The organism is Phenylobacterium sp. (assembly GCF_022402485.1).
GTDB lineage: Bacteria > Pseudomonadota > Alphaproteobacteria > Caulobacterales > Caulobacteraceae > Phenylobacterium.
Window position 1 is genome coordinate 132,137 of record NZ_JAKRSA010000009.1, and the last position, 11,720, is coordinate 143,856.

The 11,720-nt window shown below is 63.0% G+C and carries 13 protein-coding genes; 7 read left to right on the forward strand and 6 right to left on the reverse strand.

Annotated elements, in window-relative coordinates:
• Positions 1 to 8: 8 nt before the first annotated feature.
• Both MH112_RS01875 and MH112_RS01880 read right to left on the reverse strand, forming a co-directional pair.
• Positions 9 to 1,154, reverse strand: a complete 1,146-nt coding sequence (locus MH112_RS01875; RefSeq protein ID WP_296563091.1) for an acyl-CoA dehydrogenase family protein — start codon at positions 1,152 to 1,154, stop codon at positions 9 to 11.
• A gap of 112 nt (positions 1,155 to 1,266) precedes the next feature.
• Positions 1,267 to 2,469: an acyl-CoA dehydrogenase family protein gene (locus MH112_RS01880; protein ID WP_296563093.1), complete on the reverse strand. Its 1,203-nt coding sequence runs from the start codon at positions 2,467 to 2,469 to the stop codon at positions 1,267 to 1,269.
• 177 nt (positions 2,470 to 2,646) lie between these two features.
• Between MH112_RS01880 and MH112_RS01885 the strand changes: the two genes are divergently transcribed.
• A complete protein-coding gene (locus tag MH112_RS01885; protein ID WP_296563094.1) occupies positions 2,647 to 3,378 on the forward strand; it encodes an endonuclease/exonuclease/phosphatase family protein in 732 nt (243 codons plus the stop codon).
• Here the strand turns inward: MH112_RS01885 and MH112_RS01890 are convergent.
• Positions 3,342 to 4,850: a phospholipase D-like domain-containing protein gene (locus tag MH112_RS01890; protein ID WP_296563096.1), complete on the reverse strand. Its 1,509-nt coding sequence runs from the start codon at positions 4,848 to 4,850 to the stop codon at positions 3,342 to 3,344. The two genes, MH112_RS01885 and MH112_RS01890, sit on opposite strands and share 37 nt — an antisense overlap.
• A gap of 139 nt (positions 4,851 to 4,989) precedes the next feature.
• A complete protein-coding gene (locus MH112_RS01895) occupies positions 4,990 to 5,355 on the reverse strand; it encodes a hypothetical protein (protein WP_296563099.1) in 366 nt (121 codons plus the stop codon).
• Between the two features lie 200 nt (positions 5,356 to 5,555).
• Here MH112_RS01895 and MH112_RS01900 point away from each other — a divergent pair, with 200 nt between their 5' ends.
• The 3 genes from MH112_RS01900 to MH112_RS01910 all read left to right on the forward strand — a co-directional run bounded on the left by MH112_RS01900 (position 5,556) and on the right by MH112_RS01910 (position 6,900).
• Positions 5,556 to 5,765 carry a DUF1289 domain-containing protein gene (locus MH112_RS01900; RefSeq protein WP_296563102.1) on the forward strand — a complete coding sequence of 70 codons (210 nt, stop codon included), beginning with the start codon at positions 5,556 to 5,558 and terminating at the stop codon, positions 5,763 to 5,765.
• 110 nt (positions 5,766 to 5,875) lie between these two features.
• A complete protein-coding gene (locus tag MH112_RS01905; RefSeq protein ID WP_296563104.1) occupies positions 5,876 to 6,385 on the forward strand; it encodes a TIGR02281 family clan AA aspartic protease in 510 nt (169 codons plus the stop codon).
• A complete protein-coding gene (locus MH112_RS01910) occupies positions 6,385 to 6,900 on the forward strand; it encodes a GNAT family N-acetyltransferase (RefSeq protein WP_296563106.1) in 516 nt (171 codons plus the stop codon). Before MH112_RS01905 ends, MH112_RS01910 begins: the two co-directional genes overlap by 1 nt.
• A 16-nt stretch (positions 6,901 to 6,916) precedes the next feature.
• On the opposite strand, the gene dusA is transcribed toward MH112_RS01910, so the two are convergent.
• Complete coding sequence (gene dusA / locus MH112_RS01915) at positions 6,917 to 7,930, reverse strand: tRNA dihydrouridine(20/20a) synthase DusA (protein ID WP_296563108.1); 1,014 nt, start codon at positions 7,928 to 7,930, stop codon at positions 6,917 to 6,919.
• Between the two features lie 498 nt (positions 7,931 to 8,428).
• On the opposite strand from dusA, the gene MH112_RS01920 reads away from it, so the two are divergent.
• Positions 8,429 to 8,707: a hypothetical protein gene (locus MH112_RS01920; RefSeq protein ID WP_296563110.1), complete on the forward strand. Its 279-nt coding sequence runs from the start codon at positions 8,429 to 8,431 to the stop codon at positions 8,705 to 8,707.
• A gap of 190 nt (positions 8,708 to 8,897) precedes the next feature.
• Positions 8,898 to 9,458 carry a hypothetical protein gene (locus MH112_RS01925; protein ID WP_296563112.1) on the forward strand — a complete coding sequence of 187 codons (561 nt, stop codon included), beginning with the start codon at positions 8,898 to 8,900 and terminating at the stop codon, positions 9,456 to 9,458.
• Between the two features lie 215 nt (positions 9,459 to 9,673).
• Here MH112_RS01925 and MH112_RS01930 read toward each other — a convergent pair whose 3' ends face one another.
• Positions 9,674 to 9,928, reverse strand: coding sequence for a hypothetical protein (locus MH112_RS01930; protein ID WP_296563113.1), 255 nt, complete (start codon positions 9,926 to 9,928; stop codon positions 9,674 to 9,676).
• 298 nt (positions 9,929 to 10,226) lie between these two features.
• Between MH112_RS01930 and ccoN the strand changes: the two genes are divergently transcribed.
• Positions 10,227 to 11,702: a cytochrome-c oxidase, cbb3-type subunit I gene (gene ccoN / locus MH112_RS01935; protein WP_296563284.1), complete on the forward strand. Its 1,476-nt coding sequence runs from the start codon at positions 10,227 to 10,229 to the stop codon at positions 11,700 to 11,702.
• Positions 11,703 to 11,720: the final 18 nt, after the last annotated feature.

Below are 11,720 nucleotides of genomic sequence, written 5' to 3' on the forward strand. Positions count from 1 at the left end.
GTTCACCTTCAGGCGGCCTTGCCGAAGGACAGGGCCTCATAGCGGGCCAGATGATGGTCGGTGGAGCCGAACACCCCTTCGATCATGGTGGCGCGCTTGAAGTAGTGGCCGATGGCCATCTCGTCGGTGATCGCCATGCCGCCATGCAACTGGACGGCGTTCTGGCCAACGAAGCGGCAGGCCTTACCGATCTGCACCTTTGCGGCCGAAATCGCCTGGGCCCTTGCAGGCGCCTCATCCGACAGGCGGATGGTGGCCATGTAGGTCATGGAGATGGACTGTTCGAGCTGGATGAACATGTCGACCATGCGGTGCTGCAGCACCTGGAACGACGAGATCGGAACCCCGAACTGCTTGCGGGTGCGGGTGTATTCCACCGTGCCTTCCTGCAGGCGGCGCAGGACGCCACAGGCCTCGGCGCAGGTGGCAGCGATCGCCTCATCCATCACCTTGTCCACGAGCGGCAGGCCGTGGCCTTCGGGGCCGATCAAGGCCTCAACGCCCACCGAGACGTTCTCGAAGGTGATTTCAGACGCCCGCTGGCCATCCACGGTGGGATAGTCCCGGGTGGTGACGCCCTTGGCGTTCTTGTCCACCAGGAACACCGAGACCCCTTGCGCATCGCGCTGACCGCCGCCGGTGCGGGCGGTGACGATCAGGTGGGTGGCATAGGGCGCACCAATGACCACGGCCTTCTGGCCGTTGATCACATAGCCCGTGCCGTCCTTGGTCGCCGTGGTCTTCAGGTCCTGCCAGGTGTAGCGGGCCTGGGGCTCGGCATAGGCAAAGGCGAAGATCGCCTCGCCACCGATGATCTTCTCGATCAGGTCAGGTGCTGCAGCATGGCCAGAATGCTTGAGGAAGCCGCCGCCGATCACCACCGTGCCCATATAGGGCTCGATGACCAGGGCTTTGCCGAACTCCTCCATGACGACCATGTTTTCGACCGGGCCGCCGCCCAGGCCGCCCAGGTCCTCGGAGAACGGGGCACCGAGGATGCCGAGCTCTTCGGCGAAGGCCTTCCAGACCTCAGGCCGCCAGCCGGCCTCGCTCCGGATCGCCGCGCGGCGGGCGTCGAAGGCGTAGTGGTCAGCCAGATAGCTGGCGACCGTGTCGCGCAGCATCGACTGTTCGTCGGTAAAGCTGAAGTCCATGGGGGGTCCTCTTCAGAACCTGTCCGCATTGGGGCAGGCTTGGAAACTCGGAAATGGCGCAGAGAAGAAAAGCCCCTCCCCGCCAGGGGGAGGGGTGTCTTCGGTGTTCAGCTCAAAGGCCCAGCACCATCTTGGCGATGATGTTGCGCTGGATTTCGTTGGAGCCGCCATAGATCGAGGTCTTGCGACCGTTGAAATAGTCGCCCGCCACACCGTCAGCATAGCTCGGACCGATATTGGCGTTGTGACCCAGGTTATGCAGGAAGGGCGCGCCATAGTGACCAGCAGCTTCCAGGGCCAGTTCCTGCAAGCGCTGCTGGATCTCGGTGCCCTTGATCTTGAGGATCGAGGATTCCGGGCCAGGGCCCTTGCCGCTGGACTCACCGGCCAGGGTGCGCAGCTCAGTGTATTCCAGCGCCGTGAGATCGATCTCCAGCTCGGCCACCTTGCGCTTGAAGAAAGCGTCGGCCAGCAAGGGGCCACCCAGGTCGGAGAGCTCGGTGGTCGCCATCTCGCGCAGACGCTCGAGGCCGCGCTTGGACCGGGCAACCCCGGCAATGCCGGAGCGTTCATGGGCCAGCAGGGCCTTGGCGCAGGTCCAGCCCTGGTTTTCGTGGAAGATACGGTTCTCGACCGGCACCTTCACATTGTCGAGGAACACGTCGTTAACCTCGTGCCCGCCCTCAAGGGTGATGATCGGGCGCACTTCAATGCCCGGGCTCTTCATGTCGATGAGCAGGAAGCTGATGCCCGCCTGGGGCTTGGCGTCAGGATCGGTGCGGACCAGGAAGAAACCCCAGTCGGCGAACTGGCCCAGGGTGGTCCAGGTCTTCTGGCCGTTGACGATGTAGTATTCCTTGCCGTCGTCGCCAGTGATGCGCTCGGCCTTGGTCTTCAGGGAGGCCAGATCCGAACCGGCACCCGGCTCGGAATAGCCCTGACACCACCAGACTTCGCCGTTGTAGATGCCAGGCAGGAAGGTCTTCTTCTGCTCTTCGGTGCCAAAGGTATAGACCACCGGTGCCAGCATGTTCACACCGAAGGGCAGGACGGCCAGGGTGTCCGCCCGGGCCTGTTCCTCAGACCAGATGTATTTCTGGGTCGGGGTCCAGCCAGTGCCGCCATGTTCGACGGGCCAGGACGGGGCGACCCAGCCCTTCTTGGCCAGCACCTTGTGCCAGGCCAGATAGTCGTCCTTGCTCAGCGGTTCGCCGCTGTCCTGCTTGGCGCGCAGGTCCTTGGGATAATTCTCGGCGATGAAGGTCCGCACTTCCTCGCGGAAGGCGACGTCCTCGGGGGAGAAATCAAGATTCATGGGGCGCTCCCTGGCTGCTCCTGGGTCGACGAGACTGTCGCCGACGCTCGAGGTGAACAATAGGCGTCCCGGGCGCTGGAGAAAAGATGACGCTAACGTCAACGTAATCAACTGGGCTGGTCCACACGGTCGCCCCCCCTTGCCTGTGCCGGCGCCGGCGCGCAGAACACCTCATCCATGCCGCGCATCCTCACCTACAATGTCCATCGCTGTGTCGGCGCTGACCGACGTCTGGACGTGGCGCGGGTGGCTGATGTCATTGCCGCGCTTGAACCCGACATTGTCGCCTTACAAGAGCTGGACGTCGGGCGGATGCGGACCAACGGGGTCGACCAGGCCCATGAGATCGCCCGCCGCCTGGAAATGGCCTTCCATTTTCACCCCGCCATGAAGGTGGAGGAAGAGCTCTATGGCGATGCCATCCTGACCCGGTACCCGGAGCGCAAGATCAAGTCCGCCGCCTTGCCCGGCCATGAGCGAGTCTCACAGCTGGAACCCAGGGGCGCCCTCTGGGTCTCGATTGATGTGGATGGCCGCGAGGTCCAGGTGTTCAACACCCATCTGGGTCTGGTGCCTCGGGAGCAGAGAAATCAGGCCGATGCCTTGGTGGGCCCGGAATGGCTGGGCCACCCAGACCGATCAGGTCCGACCATTCTGCTGGGGGATTTCAACGTCACCTCAGGGTCGGAGGTCTTCCGGACCTTGGCCAGAACGCTTCAGCCAGCAAGGCGATGTACGCTGAAGCAATCCCGATCAGCGACCTTCCCTTCGATCCTGCCGGTGCTGCGGATCGACCACGTGTTTGTCAGTGATGACGTGAAGGTCCTGGACGTTTTCGCGCCCTATGACCGGCTAACCCGCCTGGCGTCGGATCACTTGCCGCTGGTGATGGATTTTGAGCTGTCCTGAAGGGCGCGCCGACGCCCTACGGCCAAGGCCTCACTGAGCCGCCGTGAGGCCGCATAGAGACGCTCACGCCGGCGAAACACGCGCCAGGAATCCGCAACGTCCGCGGGGTCGCCAATGTGGAAGGCCGCGATCATTTCCCCGGGGGTGCTCATTTTGCGAGGGCCAAGCCGGCGAAGTCTATGATCAAGGTCGAGGGCTTCAATGGCGCCGCCCAGGCCACCGTGCTCTTCTCGGGCCTTGCCGACGGCATCCCCGGTACAGCCGATAAAGTGACCAATCAGGCGATCGCGCAGGGCGCTGATGGCCATGTGATCCTCTGGCGTCCTCGCCTCCACAGCCAGTTCGCACTCCGTGTCAAAGCCGCCGGAGCGATTGTTGAGATTGGCAGATCCCACCCGGGCGAAGCGGTCATCGATGATCGTCACCTTGGAGTGCACGATCACTTCCTGGCCAGCACGGGTGACCGGCCAGTAGGTGTGCAGCCGACCGAAGACATCAGCGGCCTGGAGCCGCGCAAGCATGTTGTTTCGGGCCCTGTCCATGGTCAGTTGGTCAAACCAGCTCGGGCTGTAGCCTGTGGAGACCAGGACCACCTCTGGCCCGTCAGGCTCGCCGAGCCGGGTGGCCAGGGCTTCGGTGTAGATGGGCGACGTGAAGTACTGATTTTCGAGATAAATCAGATCCTTGGCCTCAAAGATCGACATCAGGGTCAGGCGGCGGATCTCCTCCACCATCTCGTCGCGCTTCCAGGCCGGCTCGGTCCTGGCGATCCCCACCTGGACATTGTGCAAGTGGGCCGGCACCCGCATGGGCCAGGGGTCGGAGGAGACGGGGATCGCCTTTGGCACCACCTCGTCTGCCGACCTGCGCCAGCGGATGCGGAACAGGTCTCCCAGGGCACTGGCCGCCGCCCCGTCCACCATCATCATCACCTCGTGCCGAGGGGGGTGATAGTCCTGATCGGGCATGATCCGACGCTCATCATCATCCAGATGGGCCGCCGTATCCCATCGGTCGACGGAGATGTCTCCACCGCCACAGATAGCCACCGCGTCATCGACAATCAGCACCTTCTGATGATGACAGGCCCCCAAGGGCACAGACTCGTCCAGGCGCAGTTGGACCGTGGTGTTGCGAAACCATCGACGTCCCCGATGGGGAAAGAAGTTCTGGCTGGCGCTGATCGGCAGGGCTGACTTCCAGATCAGCAGCCGGATATCCAGCTCAGGCCGCCGCCGGGACAGCGCCACCAGAATCTGGCCGATTTCATCGGGGTCGTCAGGACCATCGAACCCATCGGGCTTGAGGCGGGTGCGGGGGTCAAAGCTCCATCCCAGCAGATAGATCGATCTCTGCGCCTTGGGCAGGATCTCGGCCAGGGCGTTGAAATAGGCCTCGGTGTCCACGAGGAACGCCACCCGCGCGGCATGTTCAAGCCGCCAGCAGGTGTTGCCTGGGGTCAGAATGCTCATCGCCTCAAGGTCATGCACGGCGGAGCGCGCCAGAGCAAGAAGGCGCGCAGGCCAGTTGGGGTTTCAATGAAGGGGATAAAAAGACGGGCGCGCCAGGGGGAGGCGCGCCCGTAAGGCTGGCGACAGCTCGAGGACCCGATCAGCTGGACGGAGCAGCCTGGGCGCGGGCGTTCAGGAGGCTTTCCTCCCCACCGAGCCAGACCTGGCAGGCACCGGCGACTTCCTGGCGAACCTGGGTGCGGACCGACTCATCAGACGATCGCGCTTGTCTGGCGGCGCGGCTGCGCTCGGACTTGGCGCGGTCCTGGACATAGGGGCTGCGACCATGGCGCTGGTCTCTCACCAGGGCGTCGATCGCTGCGGTATCGGCCCCGATCAGCGGTGAGCCCGCCAGGGCGTGGCAGCGAACGGCAGTCAGATACTCCATATCGTTGATTTCCAGCGCACTGGCCGAGCCCGCAGCAGCGATCACGGCGATGCCGGCAACAATGGCAACAAACTTCATAGCGTTTCTCCCTTGAATTCAATGACAGGAGACTGCCGGACTCACCGAATACTATCAAATGAACCTTTTGAAATGAATCGAATGGAACATTACGTATCCGTAATCTGTATAGTGTCTACATTTTTCAATAACAGTGATCGATGAACGCGCTGACTGAGCGCCCTTTGCGAAGCCGCCGCATTCCCCCTAGTCTGCCGATCATGACTGAGACGCCCCCGCCCCCCATCAAGACGCCATGCATCAAGGTCTGCGTAATCGATGGGACCAGCGGCCTTTGCATGGGGTGTTTCCGATCCCTGCCGGAGGTCGCGGGCTGGGGGCGTCTGTCTGAAGAGGCCCGGGAAAGCCTGATGGCTGAACTCCCGGACCGACGCGGTCGGATCGCGCCGGAAAAGCTCGCCATGTTCTGAATCCTGGTGCCCCAGGACTGATTCACCGGATGCAAACCCGCACGCCTTAAAGCTGGCCTGACAACAAGGCCACAAATGGCCGTTATGCCTTTGGTGAGGCGGGTTTCGAGATGCTCAAGTTTGCGATGCTGACCCTTGTCGCTGCCGTGTCCGCTGTGGGCGCGGCGCAGACCGTGGTGGCGTTTGACCCAGCCCGGGGGGCCTCGGCCTTGGTGGCGACCCTTCGCCATGCGCCCCCACCGACCGAGGTGGGACAGGCTGCGGCGATCAGCAAGGCCAGCGATGGGCACTATTGGGCCGATGCGGACGTCAACGGGGCGCGGGTGCGTCTGCTGGTGGACACTGGCGCCACCGCTGTGGCTCTGACTTTGGACGATGCCAGACGCCTGGGGTTTGACCCTGCTGAACTGGACTATCGTCAGAAGGTGATGACCGCCTCGGGCGAGGCCCGTGCCGCCGTCGTGCAGCTTGCCGCCGTTTCGGTAGCCGGGGCCAAGGTCACCAATGTAGAGGCCATGGTTATCGAGAGCGGCCTGGACACCTCCCTGCTGGGGATGAGCTATCTGGGCCGGCTCAGCAAGTTTGAGGCGACCCGCACCTCGATGATCCTGCGCCCCTGATGGCCCCTGTCGACCTGCGTCCGATGACGCCGCAGGATCTCGACGCCGTCCTGGCCCTCCAGGCGAACGGCTACCCCCCGGCGCTCCATGATTCCGCAGACGCTTTTCTGAGCCGCATGGCCCTGGCGCCAGACCTCAACCTGGTGGCCTATCTGGGGGACGGGCTGGCGGGCTATCTGGTCAGCCACCCCTGGGACGCTGGGGCACCGCCCCCGGTGGACGCCAGATTGACGCCGCCTGATCTTGCGGCCTGCTGGTATGTCCATGACCTATCGGTGGCGGACAGCGCCCGGGGGCTTGGCCTGGGCCTTCGCCTGCTGAGGCAGGGCCGCGACAGGGCGATGGCCCTGGGGCTGCGCCGGTCAGAGCTGGTGGCTGTGGAGGGGGCGGGCGAGTTTTGGCGGCGCCTGGGCTGGATCCCGCCCAGCCCGATCTCCCAAGATCTTGCGGCCAAGGTGGCCAGCTACGGGCCCGCCGCCGCATTCATGACCCTGGATGATCTCTCAAGGCTCTGAACCTGATCGACCGATCTCAGGCGGCGGCCCTCGCCTCGCGCTCGGCCATGGCCTGGACCACTGCCGCAAGGGCGGCGTCCACCACCTCAAGCCCTGCGCCGGGCTTTACCCCTTCGACGGTGAGAATACGCCGCCAGGCTCGGGCGCCGGGGCGACCATGGAACAGGCCCAGCATGTGCCGGCTCATGGCTGCGAGGGGGGTTCCCTCCTCCAGCCGGGCGGCGAGATAGGGCCGGTAGAGCGCGACAGCCGTAGCGGAGTCGATGATATCGCCGCCGCCGAACACCAGAGAATCCACGGCGCCCAGGATCTCCGGGGTATGATAGGCGGCCCGACCCAGCATCACCCCGTCCACCTGCTCAAGATGTGACGCTGCCGCCGGCAGATCAGGCACGCCTCCATTGAGGACGATGGTCAGGTCCGGGCGCTCACGCTTCAGGCGGTAAACGAGCTCATAGTCCAGGGGCGGTACATCCCGGTTCTCCTTGGGCGACAGCCCTTTCAGCCAGGCCTTGCGGGCATGGACCACGAAGCTGCGCACCCCGGCCTGGGCGCAGAGATCGACGAGGGTGAACAGACTTTCCTCGGGATCCTGGTCGTCGACGCCGATGCGGCACTTCACGGTGGCAGGCACCGCCACCGCCGCCCCGATGGCGGCCATGCACTCGGCCACCAGGGCCGGTTCGCGCATCAGACAGGCTCCGAACCGGCCGCTCTGCACCCGGTCAGACGGGCAGCCGACATTGAGGTTGATCTCGTCATAGCCAAGGTCAGCGCCAATCCTGGCCGCCGCAGCCAGATCGGCCGGGTCAGACCCGCCCAGCTGCAGGGCCACGGGATGCTCACCCGCGTCATAGCCCAGCAGGCGCTCCCGGTCCCCATGCAGCACCGCCCCCGTCGTCACCATCTCGGTATAGAGCAGCGCCTGCTTGGACAGCACACGGTGCAGGCTCCGGCAATGCCGGTCCGTCCAGTCCATCATGGGGGCGACGGAGAAGCGATGGGATGGGACGGCGGGCGGCAAAGACAAGGGGCTAGGGTTTCCGGCTTCGGAACGCGTGAGGACACGGGCCGTATACACTGGAATGGTTCCGCATTCGACCATGTCGGAGCTCATCAAGCCGCCATCGCGCGAAGTTCGATTTCCGCTACTCCAACCCCTCTGGTCTCGGGATCGAAGACGAAGCCCGCACCAACGAAGCCCTGCGCGGGTTGGCGTTAAGCGCCCGACTTATCGGCGGATTGGTGAAGCCGCGCACGCTTAGGCAGAAGGCTAACCGCATCCTTAACAAGCGCAGGGGTGCGTCAACCTGACGCATGGAAGGCTGGAAGAGAATCAGCGGGACCGCGATACAATGAAAAGGCCCAGCAACGCGCCAACGCTGCTGGGCTTATTCTCAACCCGGCCGCTCAGCCAGATCGCGTTAACAACATGGTTCTACCAAGTTTCGAAACTCCAGACAACATTTTGGTTTTCGAAATTAGATTTGGATGAGCGGCCACTTCAAAACCGAAAGGGTTTTCGAAAGTGGCAAACTTTATCGTCAGCTATGACCTGAACGGGCCTAACCCGTCGCACCAGGAAGTCGATGCTCTGCTGGAGCGACTTGGGGCAACGCGTGCCCGGATTCTCGAAACGGTTTGGTACGTTGGCTGGTCGGGCTCTCGCGCCGATCTGTTCCGTGAAATTGACGCGCTTCTGAATCGGAACGATCAGGTGATCGTTCTGGAAGCCGTAGATGCGTCATTCCGCAATCTCCTAGTGGAAAGCGCCAGCTTCATCGCGGCGTGGAACGCTAATCGGTAAAGCTTTAACGATCCCTACTAGGCGCGGGCTTCCGCCCGCGTCCTTTTCCGCCCCAATCGGACGCCCCCTCTTCCGGCCCGGCTCGGGCTTCGGATGCTCCTTGTGGGGCATGTTCACCAGGTTGCCGAGGACGCGCTGAAACTACGCGTCTGCGTCTTCCCGCTTGTCGTTATTAGAGGCGTTATCGGTCATGTCCAAAAATGTCGCAGATCTGATTGCCCAACAGGAGTCTGAGTACTCTCTTTTCGCCGAAGCTCTAGGTCGCGCGCTAACCCGCTGGGCATCCGTTGAATGGGCGCTTGGCGCGGTCTTTTGGCGCAGCCTTGGCTGCCCCAACAGAGACGCCACCGCCGCCGCATTTTTTGCCGTGAACTCGTTTCACGCCAAACTGCAAATGACGCACGCCGCAATGACGGTACGATACGCTGGAACGCCCGTTGAAGGGGTGTGGCGAACAGTCTACAATAAGCTGCCAGGAAAAGCCGAGATAAGAAATAAAATCGCACACTCGGCTTGCACATATGATCGACGGCGAAAGAAGGGCTCTCGAACCTTCCTTGATATAGACCTATACAAAATTTCATCGCACGAGCGATACACTGGAAAGCTGCGATCAAAACTTGCAGCAGCAGACCTGCTCGCAATTGAAGACAACTTTAAGCGCCTTGTGACCGATGACCTGTTCGGCGTTGAGTGGGCTATGGAACAGCACGACGAACGACGGCCTCCAACATCTCACGAACAAGCATGAAGTCAGCGCGCGACGAGTCGTAGCGGGAAAAGCCTGACCGCCAAAAAACATCGGCAGCCGCCTCCACCATCTCCTCAATGATTTCACACGCCTGGAACGCGCTCGAATCATGGGCCGGGTCAGGCATGCTTAGTTATGCATGAAACTGCCTGAGATCGTCAAGAACAAAACCCGAACATGCGGTCAGGGGCCACCCCCGAAGGTCACCGCTCGGGCTAGCGCGCGGTCCTGCCCCTTAGCCTGCGAAGGCCTTCCGGCACCAAAAGCACCGCGCCGGCCAGGGCGAACAGGGGTGCAGCATAGCAGGCGGCGCAGTGGAGCACCGGCCCCTCACCGCAGATGGCGCCATAGAGCGCGGCGGTCGAGCGGGCATGCAGCCAGGCGTATTCGGCGCTGAGCGCTGCGGCGACCCAGGCCGAAACGCCTGCGATGCTCCGGGTTTCGCCTTGGGTCAGGAAGGACGCACGCATGAACAGACTCCTCTTTGCCCCTTGATCGCCAGCCCTGAACGCCGGGGCCTTGAGATGGATCAAAGCCCATGGAACCCGGGCGGGTCAGAGGTGATCGGTCTTTCGCACCGAGTCGCTGGGGAAAATGAATCATTCAATCACCGAGCCGGATCGAGCGCCCCTGGACGCCATCCTGCTCTACGTCTTTGTGGGGCTCGCAGCCCTCGGGGCGATATTTGCGACGGCGTTTTCAGATGATCGTCTGTTCCGCTTCCATGGTTATCTGCTGATCGGCGCCTTCACGGTCGCCTTTGCACTGATGACCGTCGCCTTGAGTTCTGGGCGGCTGCACAGCGCCCAGGAGCGTTATGCCGACGGGGTGATCCGCGCCGGGGTGATCGCCACCATGTTCTGGGCGGTCGTCGGCCTCTTGGTGGGGGTGGTGATCGCCGCCCAGCTGGCCTGGCCCAGCATCATGTATTTCCCCGAGCACGGCTGGCTGAACTTCGGGCGTCTGCGCCCCCTTCACACCTCTGGTGTGATCTTCGCGTTCGGCGGCAACGCCCTGATCGCCACCTCATTCTATGTGGTGCAGCGGACCAGCAAGGCCCGCCTGGCCGGTGGTGCCTGGCCCTGGTTCGTCTTCTGGGGCTACCAGCTGTTCATCGTTCTGGCCGCCACGGGCTACCTGGCCGGCATCACCCAGAGCCGCGAATATGCTGAGCCGGAATGGTATGTGGATCTGTGGCTGACAATTGTCTGGGTCGCCTATCTGCTGGTGTTCCTCGGCACGCTCTGGAAGCGCAAAGAGCCCCACATCTATGTGGCCAACTGGTTCTATCTGGCCTTCATCGTCACCATCGCCCTCCTGCATGTGATCAACAACCTGGCCATGCCGGTCGGGGCCCTGCATCACCGCAGCTACTCCCTGTTTGCCGGTGTCCAGGACGCCCTGACCCAGTGGTGGTACGGCCACAATGCGGTGGGCTTCTTCCTGACCGCAGGCTTCCTGGGGATGATGTACTACTTCGTGCCCAAGCGCGCGGAGCGGCCGGTCTATTCGTACCGCCTCTCCATCGTCCACTTCTGGTCGCTGATCTTCATCTACATCTGGGCGGGCCCGCACCACCTCCATTACACGGCTCTGCCGCAGTGGACCCAGACGCTCGGCATGACCTTCTCGATCATGCTCTGGATGCCGTCCTGGGGGGGCATGATCAACGGCCTGATGACGCTCTCGGGCGCCTGGGACAAGCTGCGCACCGATCCCGTGATCCGGATGATGGTGGTGGCCATCGCCTTCTACGGCATGTCGACCTTCGAGGGTCCGCTCATGTCGATCCGGGCGGTCAACTCCCTGTCCCACTATACGGACTGGACCATTGGCCACGTGCATTCTGGCGCCCTGGGCTGGGTCGGCTTCATCAGCTTCGGGGCGATTTACTGCCTCGTGCCGTGGCTGTGGAAGAAAGACCGACTGTATTCGAACCAGCTGGTGGAGTGGCACTTCTGGATCGCGACCACCGGCATCCTTCTCTACATCTGCGCCATGTGGGTTTCCGGCATCATGGAAGGCCTGATGTGGCGCGAATACACGCCCCAAGGCTTCCTCGCCAACTCCTTCGTCGAAACCGTGGCGGCCAAGCACGTGGAGAACGTCATCCGCATGGTGGGTGGCCTCATGTACCTCGCTGGCGCCCTGATCATGTCCTACAACCTGTGGCGAACGGTCCGCCTGCCGAGCCCTGCCTCGGCGGCAGCGACCCCCGCCCCTGCGCTGATACCGGCCGAGTAAGGGGGTTCTGGTGAAAAA

Coding starts and splice junctions, on each gene's coding strand:
- MH112_RS01905 (WP_296563104.1), top strand. CDS start 5,876: ATGCTCAAGTTTGCGATGCTGACCCTTGTCGCTGCCGTGTCCGCTGTG.
- ccoN (WP_296563284.1), top strand. CDS start 10,227: ATGACCGTCGCCTTGAGTTCTGGGCGGCTGCACAGCGCCCAGGAGCGT.
- MH112_RS01880 (WP_296563093.1), bottom strand. CDS start 2,469: ATGAATCTTGATTTCTCCCCCGAGGACGTCGCCTTCCGCGAGGAAGTG.
- MH112_RS01885 (WP_296563094.1), top strand. CDS start 2,647: ATGCCGCGCATCCTCACCTACAATGTCCATCGCTGTGTCGGCGCTGAC.
- MH112_RS01925 (WP_296563112.1), top strand. CDS start 8,898: ATGTCCAAAAATGTCGCAGATCTGATTGCCCAACAGGAGTCTGAGTAC.
- MH112_RS01875 (WP_296563091.1), bottom strand. CDS start 1,154: ATGGACTTCAGCTTTACCGACGAACAGTCGATGCTGCGCGACACGGTC.
- MH112_RS01900 (WP_296563102.1), top strand. CDS start 5,556: ATGACTGAGACGCCCCCGCCCCCCATCAAGACGCCATGCATCAAGGTC.
- MH112_RS01930 (WP_296563113.1), bottom strand. CDS start 9,928: ATGCGTGCGTCCTTCCTGACCCAAGGCGAAACCCGGAGCATCGCAGGC.
- MH112_RS01910 (WP_296563106.1), top strand. CDS start 6,385: ATGGCCCCTGTCGACCTGCGTCCGATGACGCCGCAGGATCTCGACGCC.
- MH112_RS01890 (WP_296563096.1), bottom strand. CDS start 4,850: ATGAGCATTCTGACCCCAGGCAACACCTGCTGGCGGCTTGAACATGCC.
- MH112_RS01895 (WP_296563099.1), bottom strand. CDS start 5,355: ATGAAGTTTGTTGCCATTGTTGCCGGCATCGCCGTGATCGCTGCTGCG.